Annotated in this window: 23 protein-coding genes, 1 pseudogene and 1 riboswitch; of the genes and pseudogenes, 5 read left to right on the forward strand and 19 right to left on the reverse strand. The window is 35.1% G+C overall.

Annotation, left to right across the window (positions count from 1 at the left end; all coding sequences use genetic code 11):
- Window positions 1-94 precede the first annotated feature (94 nt).
- Together C1A05_RS11580 and C1A05_RS11585 are read right to left on the reverse strand one after the other, a co-directional pair.
- Window positions 95-874 (reverse strand): carbon-nitrogen family hydrolase, encoded by a 780-nt coding sequence (locus C1A05_RS11580; protein WP_102028478.1) that lies wholly within the window; start codon window positions 872-874, stop codon window positions 95-97.
- 19 nt (window positions 875-893) lie between these two features.
- The gene (locus C1A05_RS11585; RefSeq protein WP_102028479.1) at window positions 894-1,988 is read right to left on the reverse strand and encodes an iron-containing alcohol dehydrogenase family protein; all 1,095 of its coding nucleotides are present in this window, start codon (window positions 1,986-1,988) and stop codon (window positions 894-896) included.
- A 62-nt stretch (window positions 1,989-2,050) separates the two neighbouring features.
- Window positions 2,051-2,153: riboswitch (SAM riboswitch) on the reverse strand.
- 139 nt (window positions 2,154-2,292) lie between these two features.
- Between C1A05_RS11585 and C1A05_RS11590 the strand changes: the two genes are divergently transcribed.
- Window positions 2,293-3,468 (forward strand): pyridoxal phosphate-dependent aminotransferase, encoded by a 1,176-nt coding sequence (locus tag C1A05_RS11590; protein ID WP_102028397.1) that lies wholly within the window; start codon window positions 2,293-2,295, stop codon window positions 3,466-3,468.
- A 48-nt stretch (window positions 3,469-3,516) separates the two neighbouring features.
- On the opposite strand, the gene C1A05_RS11595 is transcribed toward C1A05_RS11590, so the two are convergent.
- On the reverse strand, window positions 3,517-3,924 hold the full coding sequence (locus C1A05_RS11595) for an NUDIX hydrolase (RefSeq protein ID WP_102028398.1): 408 nt from the start codon (window positions 3,922-3,924) through the stop codon (window positions 3,517-3,519).
- A 447-nt stretch (window positions 3,925-4,371) separates the two neighbouring features.
- Here C1A05_RS11595 and C1A05_RS11600 point away from each other — a divergent pair, with 447 nt between their 5' ends.
- Window positions 4,372-5,088 (forward strand): RNA polymerase sigma factor, encoded by a 717-nt coding sequence (locus C1A05_RS11600; RefSeq protein WP_159462062.1) that lies wholly within the window; start codon window positions 4,372-4,374, stop codon window positions 5,086-5,088.
- 18 nt (window positions 5,089-5,106) lie between these two features.
- The gene (locus tag C1A05_RS11605; protein WP_102028400.1) at window positions 5,107-6,063 is read left to right on the forward strand and encodes a hypothetical protein; all 957 of its coding nucleotides are present in this window, start codon (window positions 5,107-5,109) and stop codon (window positions 6,061-6,063) included.
- A gap of 58 nt (window positions 6,064-6,121) precedes the next feature.
- On the opposite strand, the gene C1A05_RS11610 is transcribed toward C1A05_RS11605, so the two are convergent.
- The 10 genes from C1A05_RS11610 to C1A05_RS11655 form a co-directional block, all read right to left on the reverse strand.
- A complete protein-coding gene (locus tag C1A05_RS11610) occupies window positions 6,122-7,204 on the reverse strand; it encodes a transglutaminase-like domain-containing protein (protein WP_102028401.1) in 1,083 nt (360 codons plus the stop codon).
- Window positions 7,205-7,264: 60 nt separating this feature from the next.
- Entirely contained in the window at window positions 7,265-7,753 is a 489-nt protein-coding gene (locus C1A05_RS11615; protein ID WP_234998488.1) for a GNAT family N-acetyltransferase, read from the reverse strand.
- A gap of 333 nt (window positions 7,754-8,086) precedes the next feature.
- On the reverse strand, window positions 8,087-8,800 hold the full coding sequence (locus C1A05_RS11620; RefSeq protein ID WP_102028402.1) for a YebC/PmpR family DNA-binding transcriptional regulator: 714 nt from the start codon (window positions 8,798-8,800) through the stop codon (window positions 8,087-8,089).
- A 152-nt stretch (window positions 8,801-8,952) separates the two neighbouring features.
- On the reverse strand, window positions 8,953-9,468 hold the full coding sequence (locus tag C1A05_RS11625; RefSeq protein WP_306373258.1) for a GNAT family N-acetyltransferase: 516 nt from the start codon (window positions 9,466-9,468) through the stop codon (window positions 8,953-8,955).
- Between the two features lie 10 nt (window positions 9,469-9,478).
- Window positions 9,479-10,015, reverse strand: a complete 537-nt coding sequence (locus C1A05_RS11630; protein ID WP_102028404.1) for a DUF4269 domain-containing protein — start codon at window positions 10,013-10,015, stop codon at window positions 9,479-9,481.
- A complete protein-coding gene (locus C1A05_RS11635) occupies window positions 10,008-10,556 on the reverse strand; it encodes an AAA family ATPase (RefSeq protein WP_234998489.1) in 549 nt (182 codons plus the stop codon). Before C1A05_RS11635 ends, C1A05_RS11630 begins: the two co-directional genes overlap by 8 nt.
- Window positions 10,557-10,567: 11 nt before the next feature.
- On the reverse strand, window positions 10,568-11,173 hold the full coding sequence (locus C1A05_RS11640) for a kinase (protein WP_102028405.1): 606 nt from the start codon (window positions 11,171-11,173) through the stop codon (window positions 10,568-10,570).
- A gap of 91 nt (window positions 11,174-11,264) precedes the next feature.
- Window positions 11,265-12,911 carry an FAD-binding dehydrogenase gene (locus C1A05_RS11645; protein ID WP_102028406.1) on the reverse strand — a complete coding sequence of 549 codons (1,647 nt, stop codon included), beginning with the start codon at window positions 12,909-12,911 and terminating at the stop codon, window positions 11,265-11,267.
- Between the two features lie 242 nt (window positions 12,912-13,153).
- On the reverse strand, window positions 13,154-14,695 hold the full coding sequence (locus tag C1A05_RS11650) for an acetyl-CoA hydrolase/transferase family protein (RefSeq protein ID WP_102028407.1): 1,542 nt from the start codon (window positions 14,693-14,695) through the stop codon (window positions 13,154-13,156).
- Window positions 14,696-14,834: 139 nt separating this feature from the next.
- Complete coding sequence (locus C1A05_RS11655; RefSeq protein WP_102028408.1) at window positions 14,835-15,479, reverse strand: LytTR family DNA-binding domain-containing protein; 645 nt, start codon at window positions 15,477-15,479, stop codon at window positions 14,835-14,837.
- Window positions 15,480-15,649: 170 nt separating this feature from the next.
- Here C1A05_RS11655 and C1A05_RS11660 point away from each other — a divergent pair, with 170 nt between their 5' ends.
- Window positions 15,650-16,906 carry a cytochrome P450 gene (locus tag C1A05_RS11660; protein ID WP_234998493.1) on the forward strand — a complete coding sequence of 419 codons (1,257 nt, stop codon included), beginning with the start codon at window positions 15,650-15,652 and terminating at the stop codon, window positions 16,904-16,906.
- A 463-nt stretch (window positions 16,907-17,369) separates the two neighbouring features.
- Window positions 17,370-17,975: a hypothetical protein gene (locus tag C1A05_RS11670; RefSeq protein WP_145997315.1), complete on the forward strand. Its 606-nt coding sequence runs from the start codon at window positions 17,370-17,372 to the stop codon at window positions 17,973-17,975.
- Here C1A05_RS11670 and C1A05_RS11675 read toward each other — a convergent pair.
- The 6 genes and pseudogenes from C1A05_RS11675 to C1A05_RS11700 form a co-directional block, all read right to left on the reverse strand.
- Window positions 17,965-18,500, reverse strand: a pseudogene (locus tag C1A05_RS11675) (GNAT family N-acetyltransferase). The gene C1A05_RS11670 and the pseudogene C1A05_RS11675 sit on opposite strands and share 11 nt — an antisense overlap.
- A 15-nt stretch (window positions 18,501-18,515) precedes the next feature.
- Window positions 18,516-19,037, reverse strand: a complete 522-nt coding sequence (locus C1A05_RS11680) for a GrpB family protein (RefSeq protein ID WP_102028413.1) — start codon at window positions 19,035-19,037, stop codon at window positions 18,516-18,518.
- 90 nt (window positions 19,038-19,127) lie between these two features.
- Window positions 19,128-19,343 (reverse strand): hypothetical protein, encoded by a 216-nt coding sequence (locus C1A05_RS11685; protein ID WP_102028414.1) that lies wholly within the window; start codon window positions 19,341-19,343, stop codon window positions 19,128-19,130.
- A 294-nt stretch (window positions 19,344-19,637) separates the two neighbouring features.
- The gene (locus C1A05_RS11690; protein ID WP_102028415.1) at window positions 19,638-19,907 is read right to left on the reverse strand and encodes a hypothetical protein; all 270 of its coding nucleotides are present in this window, start codon (window positions 19,905-19,907) and stop codon (window positions 19,638-19,640) included.
- Between the two features lie 110 nt (window positions 19,908-20,017).
- On the reverse strand, window positions 20,018-20,293 hold the full coding sequence (locus C1A05_RS11695) for a DUF3219 family protein (RefSeq protein WP_102028416.1): 276 nt from the start codon (window positions 20,291-20,293) through the stop codon (window positions 20,018-20,020).
- Between the two features lie 20 nt (window positions 20,294-20,313).
- Window positions 20,314-21,135, reverse strand: a complete 822-nt coding sequence (locus C1A05_RS11700; RefSeq protein WP_102028417.1) for an alpha/beta fold hydrolase — start codon at window positions 21,133-21,135, stop codon at window positions 20,314-20,316.
- Window positions 21,136-21,322 lie beyond the last annotated feature (187 nt).

Raw genomic sequence — 21,322 nt, forward strand, 5'->3', positions numbered from 1 at the left:
ATACTCTTATAAAATAAAAAGATACCTAACGATAAAACTTCAATCTAAAATAGAATTTCTTAAAAACGTACAAACTTATTTTAACTAAACCTTTTTATATTTTGTAAATTTCCGGTCTTCTATCTGCAAATATCGGTATCGTACTTCTTACTTTATCAACTTCTTTTAAATCAATTGATGCATATAAAATAGTCTCTTCTTCTCCTGCTTCCTTTATTACCTCACCCCATGGTCCGATAACAATAGAATGGCCACCAAATAGATTATTTGGGTCCGCTCCTACACGATTGCAGGCTACAACAAAACACTGATTTTCAATGGCTCGACTAATTAGTAAAGCTCGCCAATGATCAATCCTAGGTTTTGGCCATTCTGCCACGACAAATAATATTTTCGTTTCGTTTAACATATGGGTACGAATCCACTCCGGAAAGCGAATATCGTAACAAATAACACCTGCACTAGGGGTTCCCTCTAAACGAAATGTTCCTAAATCGTTTCCTTCTGTTAAATATTTTTCCTCATCCATTAATCGAAATAAATGGGCTTTGCTATATTCATTCAGTAGCACACCATGTCGATTAACGACCAACAATGTATTCGTAACCTTGTTGTTCACCCTTTTTGCTATGGATCCAGCAATAATATGTACGTCATTTTGTTTCGCTAGTTTGGATAGGAAAGCGAATGACTTTTCCCCATTTAAATCCGCGATCTCATCTAAACGCTCTAAATCATAGCCTGTTGTCCAAAGCTCTGGAAGTACAACTACGCTACTATGTTTTGCCGCTTCTTTCACTTTACTTTTCACTTGTTCATAGTTTTCTTCAGGATTTCCAAAAGCAATATCCATTTGAACCAACGCTATATTCATATTCACAAGAAACACCTCTTTAATTTGTAATCCTAACACGAATCATAAACTCTTCTAAATTGAGCATTGCCTCTTCTACTAGGTTAGGTGTAGAAATACCCATTAAGTGTATCGATTCCTCTTCTCTAGTTGCCCTTATTGCAACTTGTTTCACGACTTGCTTCACATTCTTCTTTATACCTAAATCAGCTAAACACAGTGGAAATTGAAGGTCTTGGAATAAAGAAACCAAATTTGATATTTCATCAAATCTATTTTCCAAAGCTAGTTGTACTAATATACCATAAGCCACTTTATTTCCATGTAAAATTCGATGGGTTTCTGGCAATGTAGTAAGTCCATTATGGATCGAATGTGCACCTGCAATCCTTCCATATTTTCCACCAAAGCCTCCTACCATTCCCCCAGCCATAATAATAGTTTCTATAACGTTTATAAAGGATGAGGATACCATCTTATTTTCTACAGCTTGAAGTGCCCTCACGCTTTCCTTTACTAATACCTCTTTACATAGGGTCGCGGCATGAAGAGCGATTTGAATCGCAAGAGGTTTGTTCTTCATACTTCTACTTAAAACATCTGCTTCATACCATTTCGCTAAAGTATCTCCAATTCCTGCTTGAATAAACTTGATAGGTGCTTCGAGTAAAATTCTAGGCTCTACTAATACCATGAAGGTGCTTTTTGGATAAACGATATATTCAGTAAAATTACGATTTTCATCATAAAAGACACTTAATGGTGTCCAAGGAGCACAGTTTGAGGCCAGTGTAGGAATTAAGATAACTGGAATATCGGATAAATGGCCAGCTGCTTTGGCTATATCTAGAACCTTTCCGCCACCAACACCGAGAATAAAATCCGTCTCTTCTTGAACGATTTTCTTAACAATTCGATTCACTTCCTCTTGCGTACATTCTCCTTTATATAATACTTTCTTCATAGCTAAAGGAAAATCTGGTAAATAAGGATTGGCAGCTTGTAACGATTGGTTACCGTGAAGGAAAAGTCCTTTTTTAAATCCTTGTTCTATTATTTTGGTAGGTAATTGGTCTAATACCCCAACTTCACATTGATAATAACTGGGTGCACCTTGAATAGAAATGGAATCCAAATGTAATTCTCCCCCTTTAAAAAAACCTTTTCCATGGAGGAAAAGGTTTTGGTTACTTTTTCCTCTTATTTTGCAACAAATGCTGCAGGAATTAGCACCGTATGCAAAAAAGCACCGGTTGCCGGGTTTCATAGGGCCATTCCCTCCACCTACTCTTAATAAGAGATAACTTCATTTAATTTTACTGAAGATTATGACACCGCTAATTTTAGTTGTCAAGAAAATTTATGGTCTTTACAAAAGAGATATTCCTAGCTATCATTAATAACAGTTTATTTAAAACAGTTTGGGGAGTGTGAATGTTATGAAAATATTCGATCAATCTGCTGCATTAAAGAGATTACCAGAACAGTTTTTTGCAAAATTAGTACAAAATGTTCAAGTTTTGACCAATCAAGGTCACGATATCATTAATTTAGGTCAAGGTAATCCAGATTTACCAACACCTCCACATATTATAAAAGAATTACAGGAAGCTAGTCTTAATCCCACTTTTCATAAATATTCACCCTTCAGAGGATTTCCGTTTTTAAAAAATGCAATAGCCGAATTTTATCAAAGCGAATACGGCGTACATATTAACCCAGAAACAGAAGTTGCGATTATGTTCGGAGCTAAGGTTGGCTTAGTAGAGGTTAGCCAATGCCTTTTAAATGCTGGTGATTTAGCGTTATTACCAGATCCAGGCTATCCAGATTACATGTCTGGAATCGCATTAGCTAACGCCGATACTTCATTTATGCCACTGCTCGAAGAAAACGATTTTCTCCCTGATTATTCCAAGCTTCATGAGAAGGATTTACAACGAGCTAAATTAATGTTTTTAAATTACCCTAACAACCCAACCTCCGCAATCGCTACGAAAGATTTTTTTGATGAAACTGTTGCCTTAGCAAAAAAATATAATATTTGTATCGTACATGACTTTGCATACGGAGCATTAGGGTTTGACGGTCAGAAACCTCAAAGCTTTTTGCAATCAGAAGGAGCGAAGGATGTCGGTGTCGAATTTTACACACTGTCCAAAACTTATAATATGGCGGGCTGGAGAATTGCGTTTGCTGTTGGGAATCCTTCCGTAATAGAGAGCTTAAATCTAATTCAAGATCATATGCATTGTAGCTTATTTGGTGGGATTCAATATGCTGCAGCGAAAGCTTTAACTGGCAGTCAAGAATCGGCTCATAAGCTAGCCAAAATTTACGAGCAAAGACGAGATCGATTTATACAAAAATTAAATAACATTGGATGGAAGGTTAACCCTTCTAAGGGGACCTTCTTTGTATGGTTACCTGTTCCCTCTGGGTATACTTCAGAAGCGTTTTCCACATTACTTTTAGAAAAAGCACACGTCGCAACCGCTCCTGGTAATGGGTTTGGAGAATGTGGTGAAGGATATATACGAGTTGGATTATTGGATGATGAATCTCGATTAGATGAAGCTGTAAACCGAATACAGAAATTAAATATATTTACATAATTGGATAATAAATCTCCCATAAAAAAGATATGGGAGATTTTATTCTGTTTAAAATGGAACATAAAATGGATGATCATCCTCGTTCAAACAATATTCAATCCGCTCTCTAAAGTTTTTCCATGTAACCATTTTCAAAGCTTTTTCAATTGAAAAGAAGCCTACTTCAAGACTTTCCTCACTTGTTTTAAACTGACCTCCAATAGGTTTTGCTAAAAACAAGGTATTGCAAATGCTTTTGTCGACATTTTGAAAAACGCCACAAAATTTAATGATCTCAACGTCAATTCCAGTTTCTTCCTTTGTTTCCCGAATAGCCGCAGCCTCCAGAGATTCCCCTTCTTCAACTTGACCTCCTGGCATTTCCCATCCACGCCTAGGTCCTTTTATTAACAAAAGTTCATTTTTATCATTTCGTACAATCGTAGCCGCAGAAATGATATGCTTTGGAATATTCATAGAACGCCCTCGACTTTCTTTTATTTTCTTGGTTACTAGATTTAGTGAGATTATTTATCTTCATTCCATTTTATGTGAAAAAAATTGTTTATGTAAGTTGGCTAGGCTCGCTTCAATTATCCTCTAACATGCATTTAATCAGTTCGTCTAACTTTATCGCTTCTAACGTAATGATTTCTTCTTTATTAAGCTTTCTTAAAACACTTTTTAATTCCATTATCTATCAACCTTTTCTATTGTACGACTATATATTATTTTGATACTTTTATCCCCATTTCCTATCTATTTCTATTTTGTCAGTTTATTTTTAAATTTACAAATATTATTTCATGAATTACGCTAAAAAGGGATGTTTTAAAAATCAGAAAAAATATTTGGATTTATGATAGATATTAATAACTTCTGGCATCTATACATATGACGACGAACAAGGAAGGAGGAACTCCATTGATTAGTGGATTGGATTCTGAAATTGAAAATGAAGCATTAATGGAAAAAGAATTAGTGGAGCGAGCGAAGCGAAATGATAAGGATGCTTTTGGAGAACTAATTCGACGACATCGTGCCAAAGCTTGTCGATGGGCACAGAAATGGACGAAAGACCCTTTTTTAGCAGAGGACATTGTGCAGGACGCTTTGTTAAATGCGTTTCTTCAAATTCACAGCTTAGTTGACTCAGAAAAATTTAATGCCTGGTTTTACCGAATAGTAGCAAACCAAGGCTATATGAAGCTAAGACGCGGTGGTCACTTTGGTAAAGAAGAGCCTTTTTCATCTCTTTCACCTAGACAAAAGCAACTGGATTGGTCAAATATAGATCACATTCTGTTTCACTTAACCAAAACGGTTGATACCACTCCATCCACTAATCCAATCGATCAAGTGATTCGTAAAGAAACAATCAAAGGAATTACGTTAATGCTACAGTGTCTTACAGAAAAAGAACGTCGTATTTTTGAAGGGTATTTCTTTGAGCAATTATCACCGACAGAAATTGCGAACATGTTTCAAACGAAGGTTAGCAATGTGTATAACCTACTCTCTCGATCAAAAAACAAAATTCGTATGGAAAGGATTCGTATTTGTATTGGGGAATATGTGAAGACAAGAAAAGAGAAAGGTCTTCCTACAAAACGAGTTTTGGATCATTCAAAATTACTTTAAATTAGGAGTGAATATGAAATGGGAAAAAGCGTAATGACAGAATCCTGGTCATCGGCAGCAACTGCATTATATGGTGCATGTGTATATGTAAAGGAAAAGCTTTCCCTAGTAGAAGTAATGGGGTATACAGGTCATGCATTCCGTATTAATATTCATGCTGATACTGTAGATGTAGCTGGTCCTACTGCCTATGACTGGGAAAAATTCTTCACGAAAGGACTAATGAATTTAGGGTTTACTTGTAAAGCTATCCGTACAAAGGATTTTATTCCCCCGACTCCAGAGGAATTAACAAAAGCAATATCACTCGTTCAGGATAGTATTGATAAAGGAATTCCTGCAGTAGCTTGGGATATGTTTATTCCAGAGTTCGGTAATATTTATGGGTATGATGATGATAAAAAAGTATTTATGGCAAAAGATCCAAAAGCGGATGGTCATCTGCAATATGAAAAGCTTGGTAGAGGAGAAATACACGAGCTGTTTGTGTTGACGATTGACAAACAATTGGAGGTTACCGAAACAGAAATGTTAAAAGGGGCACTTGAGCTGGCAGTAGATCACGCCTATAATCGTGAGCACGAATTTCCAAATCCACCGTTTGAAAATGGAATTAAAGGCTATGAAGCTTGGATCCATGCTTTCCAAAAGCAGAAAGTGAGTGACTTTGGAAATGCTTATAATGCAGCTGTGGTACATGACGCTCGTAAATTTGCTGCTTTGTTTTTTGAAGATATATCTCATAAAGAAAGTATAAACGACGATGTACGACACTTAGCTAAGCAGACTAGTCAAAAGTATGGAGAAATAGCAGAACACTTGAATCAACTAGTTCGTATGTTTCCTTTCCCACAAGGTGGAAACCCAAATGATCCGTTAGAAGCGAAACGCGCCATTGAAATACTGTATGATGCAAAAGGAAAGGAAGAACAGGTAATTAAAATACTTGAAGAAATGCTAACGAAATTAGACTAAAAGAAGAAGCGCTTGAATAATTGGATTCAAGTGCTTCTTCTTTTTTATGTGAAACTGTTTATTCGTAACGTATTTGAATTTCTGTGGTACAACCTTTAACCCCTAATTTGTTTATTGCACAAACTTTAATTGTATTTATACCTTCTCTTAATTCACAGTCTACCGTTGACTCATTTGTATAGAATTTTTCTTGTTGATTTATTTGGATTTCATACTTATTGAAGAATTCCATATTATTAAGAAATTTTAATTTAAATTTAGGTTGAGTTTCAAACAAATCTAAATTTGCTTGAAATTCTTCTAATGTTTTAATGTTGTTTTTCTTAAAAATAGCATTAAAGTCAATTTTTTCTTTGTAATCGAAAAGAATGAGTGTTTGATTTATTGGAAAATAGAGATCATGAAGATTATTCGTATAAACAGCATTACTTAATCCCATATATTGAAAGGCTAATTGTTGCTTCGGGTTATTTAAATGCAAGGTTAATCTTGTTCTAATATCCTGTTCGTAAACAAAAATACACATAAAGCCAAAATAGTTAGAGAGAAAATCTTTATACTTTTTGATTGCTTCACTTTTATCTATCCCAATTATGGCAGCTTTTGTATCCATATAAATAATATGTACTTCATCAAAGTTCGTATATATTTCATAGTAGTTTAATGGTATGTTGTCTTTTGTAGCATACATACTAAATTGCGGGTCGAGATAAATCCACTTTTCTAGACTATTAGACCAAACTTCTACCGCCATATGTGCTTTTCCAAGTCCACCATAGTCGGCATCCTCGCTGATGATGTTAACAAGCCTTGCTACATAACCTAATGCATTGAAAACATCTACAGTAACCTTCGCGTACTCTACACAGCGGAATTTTTCACCTTTACCAGCTCTTTCCAAGATCTCTAAAGATGTCATATCTTCAGGTGCATTATTGATACCATCATGTTCCCATTGGGAAGAAACCCAATCCATAGTCTGATAGAAAATATCCGGATCACTATAGATAAGTAAATTTACTCTAGATAAGACATATTCTCTTAACTTGCGCATCTCATCACCGTCAACGTCCTTTAAGTTAAAATGAGCAGGTTTTTGTATGTTTCTATTATTAGATTGTAAGATCTTGACTTCCTTCAATGGAAATCCCCCTTTTAGTAAAAAACGATTTCTCTACCATTTCTTTTTCTATGATAGATTTTATGTATTAGAGCCTATTAACAGTTTCTCAAAAAGTAGCTCGTCCCGAATTGCAATTCCATTATCTGCAATAAGTGGGATTTGTGGCTTTACTTTTCGGGCTTCTTCTACTGCATTTGAAAAAATGTGAACCAAACGATATCCTCGTTTTTGATAAAAGGCTAATGCACGAATGTTGTCATTGGTAGTGATGACTTTTACAAGCTTGCATGTATCTAGAACCTTCTCTTCCACTTTTTTAAGTAAGCTAGTACCAATTCCTTTGTTTTCTACTAAACTATCCAACGAGATTATCTCACATTCCTGTTTGTTGATTGTATAGGTAATTAATCCGACAATTTCCTCTCTCTCATTAATTGCAGCATATCCATCTAATTCATCACAATGAAAAACCCCACTGGAAATAACCATTTCCGTGCTTCCCCAGTGCTGTACAAAAAAGTTTGTTAATTTCTCCTTCTTTATATTGTTTAACGTGTAAATTTTCAAACCTAGTCCCCCAGTTTTATGTGTGTTGATAAATTACTCTACTTATTAAAAAGCAGAAGGACACGATAAAAGGTTATCTCCTCTTCCATACAAGTATTACAATTATTATATATTATTTTGAATATGGACAAAAGTAGTAATATTTTAACTTTTACTAGCGTGAAACTCTCATTGAGAAAATAGGAAAACTCAATGAATTTACTTGTTTAACTAAAGCTTTTATGATAATTGCAATAAAAAAGTTTTGTCTTGCTAATACCTACATTAATTCAATACTTTCCAAATAAAAAAGCAGACTTTTTGTGTTGTAACAAAAAAGTCTGCCTACTATCATTAATCTAAATCCACGTTATGGTAAACCTGCTGAACATCCTCTAGGTCTTCTAAAACATCAATCATTTTTTCAAATTGTTCTTGTGCTTCTCCATCAAGCTTCACTTCATTTTGAGGGAGCATTGTTAATTCTGCTACAGTAAATTCGGTAATACCAGCATTTTTAAATGCTTCTTGTACAGTATGGAATTGATCAGGTTCTGCATAGACAATAACGATGTCATCTTCAGACATAATATCACGGACATCAATATCTGCTTCCATCAATAATTCCAGAACCTCTTCTTCATTTTTACCTTCTATACCAAAAACAGCTGTACGATCAAACATATATGCTACGGAACCATTAACCCCCATATTTCCACCGTTTTTACCAAACGCAGCACGTACTTCAGAAGCAGTACGATTCACATTGTTTGTTAAGGCATCAACAATTACCATTGATCCATTAGGTCCAAATCCTTCATAACGATGTTCATCGTAATTTTCGTCCGAACCACCTTTTGCTTTTTCAATAGCTCGGTCGATAATGGATTTCGGAACGTTATATGTTTTTGCACGCTCAAGGACCATTTTTAAAGCCACATTTATTTCTGGATCTGGTTCACCTTTAGCGGCTACATAGATTTCACGGCCGAACTTTGCATAAATACGACTCGTATTTTTATCCTTAGCTGCCTTCTTTTCTTTTATGTTATTCCATTTACGGCCCATAAAAACACTCACTTTCAATGTGTCTAAATTTTCTGATGAAATATGCTAACCAATCAAAGAAAGCTTCGAATTGTTTAGCATACCTCACCTGTATTTATTATACCTTAATTACGAAATTTGTTAAGAACGAACTTTGCAGAGTATGATTTACATTACTTTCCAACTTCTCTAGCATACCGTAACGAAATATAGTCTTCATGTACTCCCTTTTCATAGGCTTCTTCTTCGTGTTGAAAACGAAATCCTTTCGCTTCATAAAATGGTATTGCTTTTTGATTATCTTTGGCAACAGATACCCATTGTATTGTTGCACCTAGTTCTTGTTGCTGCAATGTAATAGCATGAAGTAATTTACTACCAATACCTTCATTTCTCCGAGTAGGTTTTAAATATAATACATAAATCTCGGCTTCGCGCGCTCCAGTCATTCCTCCTCCTCCAGCACCAACTACTTCTTCACCATCCAAGGCTACAAACCAACCTCCCCAGCCCCTTCCTGTTTCTGTCACTTCTTTATAAACACGTTCTTCGTTATAATACTCGCTAATAATTTGTTCGATATACTCTTTCGAATATAACTCCTTATACGTTGCCCATTGTGCTTCTATGCATACGTTCACAATAGCTTTTACATGTTTTATTTCTGCAATTTGTACAGTTATCATCATTACGCTCCTTCTAATCTAGTAATAAACCTTCCTTTTTTGCAAATTGAATGAACTCGTCGTATGGATCTCCTGGAATATTTAATAGTTTACAAAACGCAGGCTCCGTCTTATAACCTTTCCTTTTCAAGTCTCGTACTTTTTGCCGCATACTAGAATCTACCTTTAAGAGGGCATTTTCAATAACCATATGTAGGTATGCATTTTGTTCACACACTGGTTGCGGCTGCCCAAATAATTCAAATTCAAATCCGCCATACAAAAAGTTTGCTTTCACTACTTTTCGTTCTCTTATTACTTTTTCGGTTATTCGAAACTTACTTAAATGCCCATATCGCCTAATTATTTTTTCTTTGAACGCATTCAGATGATAAGCTTCCATAATAATATCCAAGTCAGAATTCTCTACGTCTATATTAAGAGGGATTGTTCCACATAAGGTTGGATTATAGTCTTTAAAATCCTTTAAAATATTTAATTTGATTATATTCTCGTAAGCTAGTTGTTGCCTTGGATTACCTGTTCTTAATACACCAAGCGAATCAAACACCAATATTCTCCTTTACTCTAGATGAAATAATTTGTACAACTTCATCACTGGATATGGTATCGGTTATTATTTTTTCTTCAAAAAGGTCTTCCTGAAAAGCCTCCACACACTTATTTGTTTGCTGGAAGCTCCAATTCCCTTCATCTTCACCTCTTTTTAGTAGACGGGCATGAATCGTTTTTTCGTTAGCTGTTAAACAAAAATGGTACGTATCTTTATCTAAGTCTTTTAACTGATTAAATATATAAGTAAAGTTTTCTTTTTTATAAATCGTCATCGGCACAATGAGGGTTTTGTTATATTTGTTTTTTATCATGGTAGCTACTTGAACCGTAAGAATTTTCCATAAATCAAAGTCCTGAAAATCCCCTGTTCTTTCGTGTTCTTGCCTCATATTTTCAGGAACCAATTCTCTTAGTAAATACCCTATGTTTTCAGGATCAAATATAATGCTATTAGGTATTAGTTGGTTTAATTTTTTTGCTGTAGTGGTTTTCCCGACACCAAACGCACCATTAATTAAGATAATTATGGGAAACACTCCTTTTGCTTTTAATTATGAATAACTAGGTTCGCATGTTTTTCCGGGTTACGATTTTCTAAATAATAACTCTCTGCTATCCAATATCTAGTCTTAAACTTATCTATCTTTTTTTTAGTGTCTGCATGCTCTCTTTGAAATCTTTTATCTTTAGAACTGGTAATGAAAATGAAAAAATCAAAGTACTTATGCCATTCTTTTCGTTGGAGAAATACCCCTTCAATTAAAATAATGCAAGGTGTAGGAAGCTTCATTTTTTTCTGTACAATATCATCATTGTCAGGATCATAAGATGGAAGTACTACTTGTGAAGCTGTTTTTAATTTGCTAAAAAAGACTTTCTTCAAATAGTCAACATCCCATTGGAGCTGGTAATATTCATACCATTCATCGAAGGGAGTATCGTATCTTTTCTTCCTTTCTACGATAAAATCATCCATATGAAAAACAAGAATCGGCATCTGATATTCAATAAGTTTTTGGTGAAGTAAATTGGTGTAGGTTGTTTTCCCGGACCTGCTTAAGCCATCAATACCAACAATAAATCGTTCACTATTCGATACTGTGGGTATGCTTTCTATACATGTTTCAATTTCTTTTTCGAATATGTTCCTCATTCCTTTATAGTGAAGTAAGACCTGTACATTATAACAAATCTAGCAGTTTATCGTTTTAATATTTAGAATAATTAATGTTACCATCTTTTCTTCAGATTTCCTTGGCTATAGCTCTACCGGCGGTTCTACCGGTAAATAGACAACCACCTAAAAACGTACCTTCTAATGAACGGTAGCCATGTACTCCTCCACCACCAAATCCTGATACTTCTCCTGCAGCATAGAGTCCTGGTATGGGATTGCCTGTTTTATCCAGAACCTGTCCGGATAAATTTGTTTGTAATCCACCAAGGGTTTTACGACTCAATATATGTAATCGGATTGCAATTAACGGGCCATTTTTGGGATCTAATATTTTGTGTGGTTTTGCAACCCGGATTAATTTATCCCCCCGATAAAAACGAGCCCCTCTCATAGCAGTAATTTGAAGGTCTTTTGTAAATTTGTTGTCTATCTCACGGTCACGTGCTTGAATTTGTTTTTCAATTTCTTCATAGTTTAATAGATTTGCATTCGTTAATTGATTCATTCCGTCTACAAGCTTATCTAGTGAATCCGCTATAACAAAGTCTTCTCCTTTGTCCATAAATGCTTGTACTGGACTAGGTGCTCCTGAACGAATACGTGACAACAGTTTTTTCATACTTTTTTCCGTCAAGTCTGGATTTTGCTCTGAACCAGACAATGCAAGTTCTTTCTCTATTATTTTTTGCGTGAGAATAAACCAGGAGTAATCATATCCTGTTTTCATTATTTCTTCCAACGTCCCTAACGTATCAAACCCTGGCAAAAACGGTGCTTGAAACCTCTTTCCATTTGCATCTAACCAGATCGATGATGGACCTGGAAGTATACGTATCCCATGTTTACTCCAGATTGGTGCCCAGTTTTGGATTCCTTCGGTGTAGTGCCACATCCGATCTCGATTAACTATATGTCCTCCTATATTTTCAGTAATCTCTAGCATCCTACCATCTACATGAGCTGGCACACCCGAAATCATGTGCTTCGGTGGCCGACCTAAACGTTTCGGCCAGTTTTTTCGAATTAATTCAAAGTTTGCTCCAATACCACCACTAGAAACAAGTACAGCTTGTGCATGATATTCAAATTCTCCAATTATTTCTCGAGAGCTATCCTCTCCACGCGAGACATTACTTTGCTGAAGGATGGACCCTGAAACACCAGAAATCATTCCATTTGTACGTAATAATTGATCAACACGATGTCGAGGTTTGTAATCAACCAATCCATTCTTGATATGCTCACGAACCCGACGTTCAAACGGAGCGACGATTCCAGGGCCGGTTCCCCACACAATATGGAATCTTGGCACCGAATTTCCATGGCCATCCGCTAAGTAACCGCCTCTTTCGGCCCAACCAACAACAGGAAAAAACTTAACTCCCATGTCTCTTAACCAAGCTCTCTTTTCTCCTGCAGCAAAATCGATATAGGCTTCTGCCCATTTACGCCCCCAATAATCTTCTTCCCGATCAAATCCTGCTGTTCCTAACCAGTCTTGCCACGCTAGTTCTTTTGAGTCCTTTATCCCCATTCTTCTCTGTTCCGGTGAATCTATTAGAAAAAGTCCACCAAACGACCACCAAGCTTGTCCGCCCAATGATGCTTCTGGTTCTTGATCTAAAAGTAAAACATTTTTACCTGCATCTCCTAACTCTGCAGTAGCAACTAGTCCTGCAAGCCCTGCGCCAACAACGATAACATCATATCGCAACCGAACCCCTCCTTCATCAAGATAACGCTTACATATTATTCTATTTTAGTATACTTTAAAAATTTCATTGGTTGAATATTAGTTTTGTAATATTTTCAATCAACCCTTACTATAACTTATGTTGGTCGACAAATAACGATATATTCGGTCTTTGGAGCATCAAAACCAGTTAATTGAGGTTAGCGAAACAAACAAAATAAAAGCTCCCTAATACTAGATTAGAGAGCTCGTAACAATAACGTTTATTCGACATATTCCGCTAAAATGTGGGAGGTGACAGGCACCCCAACTCCACGCATTGTGCCATGCTCTGCAAAATTCGTGTGCCAGGAGAATGCTTTTTCCAATACGTGTGGTGTTTGGCCACCTTTTGTCAACGCTTCTTTATAATAAGACCATAATTGTTCACGATACATTGGATGTGCACAATTTTCAATAATTAATGGAACTCGCTCACGTGGTGCAAGCCCGCGTAGGTCTGCATATCCTTGTTCCGTAACAACAACATCTACATCATGTTCGGTATGATCAATATGAGATACAAAAGGAACGATACTTGAAATATCTCCACCTTTTGCAATGGATTTTGTCACAAAAATAGCTAACCGTGCATTACGAGCAAAATCTCCAGAGCCACCAATTCCATTCATCATTTTAGTACCTGATACATGAGTGGAATTTACATTCCCATATATATCAAATTCCAATGCTGTATTAATTGAAATTAATCCGAGTCGCCGAATAATTTCAGGATGATTGGAAATTTCTTGTGGTCGCATCAATAACTTGTCACGATATTGATCAAAGTTAAGGAATACTTGCTTCATTTTTTCTTCTGACAATGTTATGGAACAACAAGAAGCAAAGTTTACTTTACCAGCATTCATTAAATCAAAAACGGCATCTTGTAGAACCTCGGAATATACTTCTAGGTTTTCAAATTCTGAATCAAGCATACCGTGTAATACGGCGTTTGCAACAGAACCAATACCAGATTGTAATGGTGCAAGACTTTTCGTTAACCGACCTGCATCAATTTCTTTTCGTAAGAAGCTCATTAAATGATTTGCCATAACCTGTGTTTCGTCATCTGGTGCAATAATCGTAGAAGGTGAATCTAATTGATTTGTAAAAACGATCCCTTTTATCTTGTTCAAATCAACTGGAATTCCCATAGTACCGATACGATCATTTGGTTTAGTCAAAGGAATCGGTGAGCGCTCCCCTTGCTTTGCTGGACTGTAAATGTCATGTACCCCTTCTAGTTCAAGCGGCTGTGACAAGTTGATTTCAATAATAATATTCTCGGCATGCTCAGCAAAAATCGATGAATTTCCAATGGATGTTGTCGGTATAACCATACCATCTTCTGTTATAGAAATCGCTTCCAAAATAGCGTAATCAATCGTATCAATTACATTTGCACGTATCAATTCGGCAGTATGTGATAAATGGTGATCAACGAATAAGTGCTCACCAGAATTAATTGCTTTTCTCATAGTTGGGTCTGCTTGGAATGGTAGTCTCTTGTTAATAATTCCTGCCTCTGCGAACATTTTATCAATATCAGACCCTAAGGAAGCACCGGTGTAAACGTTTACTTTAAACTGTTCAACTTCAGCCCTCTTAACAAGCGCCGTTGGTACCGCTTTCACATCACCGGCACGTGTAAATCCGCTTAAACCAAGTGTCATACCATCTTGAATCCACAATGCAGCTTCTTCAGCAGACACGACTCGTTTATGTAATCGTTTATTTTTTACCCGTTCGATGTGTTTCACCATTATGCAATCCCTCTTTCCTAACTTTTAGAATTATTTTAACTTATAAAAAAAGGAACTGCAGAAAAAAGGATAGAAATAGAATTTTATCGGTTAGAAAATAGTAATTTGTGTTTAAACCAGCATTTTTTTGTAGAATCCATTAAAACCCTAATAGTTTACGAAAATAACTAGAATAAGACTGACTAACAGGTACCCTGTCTCCATTTGACATTTCTAATACAAAAGTGGAATGGGAATCAGGAAAAATTTCTCTAATATGATGTACATTTACAATATAGGAGCGATGACAGCGTATAAAGGTTTCCCTAGGTAAGCTATATTCAAATTCTTGAAGTGTGTTTTTATTTGTTCCGGTAATTTCATTTGAAAAGATATACGTCTTTCTATTTTTCACTTCTAAATAGATAACCTTTTCAAATGGGATAGGCTTCCAGCCATCATGGGTTTTTATCGTTACAACTGATTTCCCCTCTGTTAATGCTGGATAGATTGCAGTCACACACCCTTCTAGCTTCCCGTTATATTCAAACGGAACTGCCATTCCATGATACGGAACTCCAAAAACATCACGACTAATAAATTCAGAAACCTTTTGTTTTGAGGTAAAAGCTTTATAGGTTATTGTACCTTCCTTAATAAAATCTCCCGGCTCTATTTTTAAATCAATCCGTTTACTAGGTCGGTAATAAATATATTCATTTGTATTGGAGACTGCAATAGAAATTTCGTCTGAAAATAGTTCCCCAATAACATCTAATAAGGATACAATTGTTAGTTTTTGCATGCTTGACTCTCCCCTATGCTCCAAAATCCATTTTAAAGCTAATTTCAGTATTGTATACCACCACCATATAATAACATAATGTTCTAACTTTTTAGGTTACTTTTTTGATAATGTAAGCTTCATCATTTAGGGAATACTAAACAAAAATGGTGATAAAGGGTGATGTAATTGTGTCTGCAAACGATAATATCCCACATGATCAAAAGCTAGATAATAGTATTACTCTAATACAAGAGGGCTATCTTTTTATCAAGAATCGTATCAATCGATATCAATCCGACATTTTCAAGGCAAGAATACTAGGTCAAAATGTTATTTGCATGTCGGGGGAAAACGCAGCAAAAGTTTTTTATGATCCGAAACGATTTACGCGAAAAGGTGCTGCCCCCTATCGCATACAGCAATCGTTGTTTGGAGTTGGTGCCATTCAAACATTAGATGATCAAGAACATAGACACCGAAAAAAGTTATTTTTGCCTTACATGGAAATAGCAGATCAAAAGAGATTAGGAAAAATAGTCAAAGAGGAATGGGAAAAAGCAATAACAAAAAAGAATAAAAAAGAAATAAATATTTTTGAAGAAGCAGGAATACTTTTATGTCGTGTTGCTTGTAACTGGGTTGGGGTACCTGTAGAAGCTTCTAAAGTGAGCGTCTTAGCAGAGGATTTTATAGCTATGGTTTATGCATTTGGCGCAATTGGACCAAGACATTGGAAAGGAAGACGTGCTCGCAATAAGGTTGAAAACTGGTTGGAAGAGCTAGTAAAAGCGGTGCGAAATGGCAAAATAGAAATAAATAAGGATTCTATTATGTATTCTTTCACTTTTCACCGTGATTTGGATGGAAACCTGCTTGATAACCGAATGGTTGCAATAGAGATTATGAATATCCTTAGACCTATAGTTGCCATTTCAACGTATATCACTTTTATGATATTAGCACTTCATGAACATCCTGAACATGTCGAGTTACTTAGAATTGGTACGGAAGAGGATTTGGAAGCTTTTGTAGAAGAAGTACGTCGGTTTTATCCATTTGGTCCTTTTCTCGCTGCAAGAGTTAAAGAAGACTTTGAATGGAATGATTGTACCTTTAATAAAGGAACATTGGTCCTATTAGACGTTTATGGAACGAATCATGATAATAGAATTTGGGAGGATGCAAATCATTTTAATCCTCGCAACTTTCATAAAAGGACGGAAAATAAATATAATTTTATTCCTCAAGGTGGTGGAGATCCATCCTCTGGACATCGGTGCCCAGGTGAAGGAATTACAGTAGAAGTAATGAAGTCTACACTAGATTTCTTTGTGAATCAGGTTAAATATGAGGTGCCTGCTCAAGACTTAAGCTATCCATTAAATGAGATGCCAACACTACCTAAGAGTGGATTTATCATTTCAAATGTAGCACTGACAAAATGAGGGACAAGTCAAAACTTGTTCCTTTTTCAATTGTGTTTATGCATAAAATTGCCTTATTCGTTAAAAATTAAGCAAAAAAGAGGTATGTTATGCAACACCCTATTTTCTTTGAACTGACAATCCTATTTTTAATCTTTTTTTATTCCTTTACAAAACCATATTCTTTTTTTGAGAACAGCTTTATTTTTATTATTTTAGAACTGTTGATTAGTAGCTACTTTTCAGTACTTTATGTGAATACGGAAGTGTGGGAAGTAAACAAAAATACTGCTTTATTTGTAATGTTTCGTATTTATGAAATCATTATTTTACCCATACTAATCCTATTATTTATTAATATACTTAAGCTCATTCCGCGAAAATGGTTGAAAGGAATTACTTTTATTATATTTTTGCTGGTTACTTATGGAGTAGAATATACACTTGTTCATTGGGATATTATCACTTATATAGAATGGGTTTATTGGAAATCAATACTAATTTATATTCTGTTATTCATATCGGTTATGCTTCTACTGAAGTTTTTTCAAAGGTTATTTCAAAAAGAAAGGATTATCTCTTAATGCCACTTCCTAATGCATTTGATGCAAATGAAATATTTGTCCTTATCTGTATTATCGTTTTTTATAGTGTTTTTTTCATGCTTCCTAAAAGGATCCCTTGGAGTATAACGATTATTTTAATGCTTTTCGGAATTTTATTGGCACGATTTGCAGATCATTTAATGGCAGGACCGTCAATCAATTTTTATGACATCATGGATTGGGATAAATATGAGTTATTTGACGTTTTGTTGTACTTGCTATATGCTCCATTTGCTTATTTCTTTCTTTATTTATACGAGCGTCTACATATAAGAGGATTCTTTATCCCTATCTTTATTGTTCTTTTTTCTATATTTGCCATAGTCTTTGAGTGGATTAACGTGTTATTTGGAGTATTCCATTATAAAAATTGGGAATTAAGATATTCCGTTTCTGTATACTTATTAGCACAAGTTACCTTATTGTTATTTTATCAGATTTTAAAACACAAATATAATAAGGAGTTAACTAATTTTAGAGAGTAATTTCATACTTACAATGTCCTCCATGAATATTGGCGATATCGGTTAACTTATACATTTTCTGATAATAATTAGTTAAACCTTTATTCGTAGCTACACAATCAAAACGAATACTATTTTTACCTTGTTCTTTAACATATCGTTCACACCACTTTAACAGGTTTGTTCCGATTTGTTTGTATAGTTCCGATGTACAACAAGTCGGTGTAAGTACATAACATCTTCTCGTTTCGAATCCGCTCCCCAAATTTCCTGGTCCCAATCATTTGGCTCTTTTTCCAATGTAACGGAAGCAACAACCTCGTTATCTATCTCAACAAGAAAAGTTGATGCCTTGGCAATAGAATCGACAACTTCTTTCGTATTTCCTTCTAAATCTGTAATGTAATAATCCCATTGTGAGGTTTCTTTGGTAGCTAACCATTCCGCAGCATTAACAAGAAGTTCTAAAATAGACTCTACATCACTTTCTTTCGCAACTCTTACTTGGTATGCCCTGTCAGTACAATCTAAAATATGATGTCTCAACTAATCACACCCCCATTATAATTCTAGTTCTATATACCACTTCAACGCCTTGTTCTCTAATTCCTTTATAAATTGGTCTTTTCCCATTATATAGGCCTCTATATCAGCTGGATGTTTATCCGCAAGTTGTTGCTTCAACTCCCCATACTTTTTAGCCTCTACGGGATGTTGGATTAAATAATCCCGGAATGCCAAATGCCTAATGACATTCGGGTCCCCTTTTTCATAAATATGCACATGGTGTGTTCGGTTATCTCCTCCCTTTTGAAAATACCTTCTCCCTATTATTCCATTCTCCCCCATCGCTTCATATCCTAGATTTTTCATCTCTTTATTAAAATGATCGACAAGTTGAATATCCGTTACAATAGGCATTAAATCAATAATTGGCTTGGCTGACAATCCAGGGATTGATGTGCTTCCAATATGATGGATATCCAATAATACATGTTGAAAAATAGAATGTAACGAATTCGCCTCTTCCTTAAAAAAGCCAATCCAATTTGGGTTATAGTCTTTCACAATTACTTTCCGCATATAACGTCCTCCTTTCCTCAAAACAGAGCATCACAGCAACACGAGATTACGTTCGTTTAAAATAGTAAAAAGACTCATGAACATAATTATTCAAGAGCCTTTTGCTTCTTCGTTTTCCTTTTGTTCTCTTTTCATTTGTCTATATACTTTTACGAAACGGAACAGACTGTTGATCAATATTATACATCCTAAAAGAATAAAGCCAAATTCATATGTCTGTGTATAAGCATATAGGATTCCAAACGAGAAAATGATTAATGCGGAGTGAAAATAGATTTGAAATTGATTGTATCTTTTAGAATCCAATGATTGCTCACCCTCTTTTATGTAATGTTATAAATAATCATAACATATTAGGAAATAAATTATGTAAGAAAAGGGTACATCACTCCAATGTACACAATGATCAGAATCAGTTTACATAATAAAGTTACCGTTAATCAACTATTTTAATTTAGCCTATCCAAAAGTTAAACGTTCTGGTCTTGACCAATTTCTTCATTAAACGAAACAAACCGCAAGAATTTGGTATGTCTCACCAAATATCTCGCGGCTTGAATATTGATTACTTAACTGTTCTTACTATCGTTTTAACAATTTTTAAAATCCATCGTTATTTCTTTTTATATCTTGTACTTGTTGACGGATATCATGTAATTGTTCATATGTTTGTTGAAACTGTGGATTATGTGTTGCCTCTATACCTGACTCATTTTGAGCGTTTTGTAGCTCACGTTCTACTTCTTCTAATTGCTGTAGGGCTTGCTCCAGTAGCTCAGGCTGAGAACCTTGTGCATCCAAAACAGCCTGCTCGGCATCATGTATCTTCTTACTTAATTGTTGTAATTGCTGATGCAAGTTGTGTGTCATATACGTACGCCTCCATTTACGATGTGTTCGACAAACTATACATATTGTTCCAAAGAAGAACCTTCATTATGTATCGTTTGGCTTGGCGTATTATAAAAGTAAAAGACTATTTACTTTTCTTTTAGAACTAATTTGTAATCTCCAATGTTACCTTCCTCGTAAAGGTTTGTAATGGATGTCGAGTAATTTGCGATATTTGCTTGAAACGCAATATCTTTTTTAGGAATCTTAACAATAAAGTCATTTTTATATAGGAGAGTCGTTATATCATGGTAGTTTTCATGCGTTACTTTAAAATGAAGAGTAAGGAATTTGCGATCATCTATCTTGTCTAACTTTAAATCATATGGATGTATTTCATAATCATTTATTCGTACCGTTTCCAAATCATATACCTCCCATAACTCTAAAAAAAGCTTCGTATATGTTGCTTCATTATCTCAGGTTGTTCGATGATAGTCCAATGACCTGCTTGTTTAATTTCCACTAACTCACTGTTCGGTAAATACGGAACCATGGATTCTTTAATATGGTTTGGTGATAGGATATCATGTGTTCCTTGAGCTATTTTTATAGGTATACCCTCTAATAATTCGACCTTTGTTGTTAAATGATAATTCCTTTTAATATCTTCGCCTATTTTTTGATTTACTTTATCATTAAATTCCAGTAATTTTTTCTTTTTTACATTATCTTTGGAATATACATAATATGGATCAAGGATGTTGGTGACTCGTAAGGATGAGGGAGTTTTGCTGATTTTATTTAGGACCGAGAAATAGACGAACTTCAATTTGTCAAATATTGTTAATCTGCTCATAAGTTGTTTTTGAAATTTATGTAATACATCATTCGTTAAGCCTAATGCTGCTGTTAACATAACTTTCTCTACAGCGTTAGGATAAGTTGTAGCGTAACTTAAAGCTAGAATACTGCCCCATGATTCTCCAAATAAGTTAACCTTGGATAGCCTTAGTTCCTTTCGTAATGATTCCAGCAATTCTACTTCACTATGTATGGAATAGCTATCATCCTTACTTCTTTCTGATTTTCCACATCCCATTTGATCATAAAAAATGAGTTGATAGTCACGAGCAAGTCCCTCTAGGTGTGGTAAAAAAAATTCGTGATTGCCACCAGGCCCCCCGTGCAGAAAGATAAGTGGTTTACCCTTTCCTATAGTCCTCACAAATATATTTGCATTATGAATCTTTAGAAATTGTTCCATAAAAATCTCCCCTCATTATTTGTTATTGATTATATCAATAATGAATAGTTTTTTCAGAAAAGTCATAAAAATCGGAACAAAAAAAGAAAATACTAAGATGTTCACTTGCTAACAACTTATTTTCTTCAACCTTATCTTTCTATATAGTGAAACCAAATCGATTTATTTAAGTAAAAATAAATCGAGA

The organism is Salirhabdus sp. Marseille-P4669, from assembly GCF_900240405.1.
Taxonomy (GTDB): domain Bacteria; phylum Bacillota; class Bacilli; order Bacillales; family Alkalibacillaceae; genus OEQK01.

Coding starts and splice junctions, on each gene's coding strand:
- C1A05_RS11690 (WP_102028415.1), bottom strand. CDS start 19,907: ATGACACACAACTTGCATCAGCAATTACAACAATTAAGTAAGAAGATA.
- C1A05_RS11700 (WP_102028417.1), bottom strand. CDS start 21,135: ATGGAACAATTTCTAAAGATTCATAATGCAAATATATTTGTGAGGACT.
- C1A05_RS11625 (WP_306373258.1), bottom strand. CDS start 9,468: ATGATGATAACTGTACAAATTGCAGAAATAAAACATGTAAAAGCTATT.
- C1A05_RS11620 (WP_102028402.1), bottom strand. CDS start 8,800: ATGGGCCGTAAATGGAATAACATAAAAGAAAAGAAGGCAGCTAAGGAT.
- C1A05_RS11650 (WP_102028407.1), bottom strand. CDS start 14,695: ATGGTGAAACACATCGAACGGGTAAAAAATAAACGATTACATAAACGA.
- C1A05_RS11590 (WP_102028397.1), top strand. CDS start 2,293: ATGAAAATATTCGATCAATCTGCTGCATTAAAGAGATTACCAGAACAG.
- C1A05_RS11680 (WP_102028413.1), bottom strand. CDS start 19,037: ATGCGGAAAGTAATTGTGAAAGACTATAACCCAAATTGGATTGGCTTT.
- C1A05_RS11640 (WP_102028405.1), bottom strand. CDS start 11,173: ATGAGGAACATATTCGAAAAAGAAATTGAAACATGTATAGAAAGCATA.
- C1A05_RS11655 (WP_102028408.1), bottom strand. CDS start 15,479: ATGCAAAAACTAACAATTGTATCCTTATTAGATGTTATTGGGGAACTA.
- C1A05_RS11595 (WP_102028398.1), bottom strand. CDS start 3,924: ATGAATATTCCAAAGCATATCATTTCTGCGGCTACGATTGTACGAAAT.
- C1A05_RS11580 (WP_102028478.1), bottom strand. CDS start 874: ATGAATATAGCGTTGGTTCAAATGGATATTGCTTTTGGAAATCCTGAA.
- C1A05_RS11605 (WP_102028400.1), top strand. CDS start 5,107: ATGGGAAAAAGCGTAATGACAGAATCCTGGTCATCGGCAGCAACTGCA.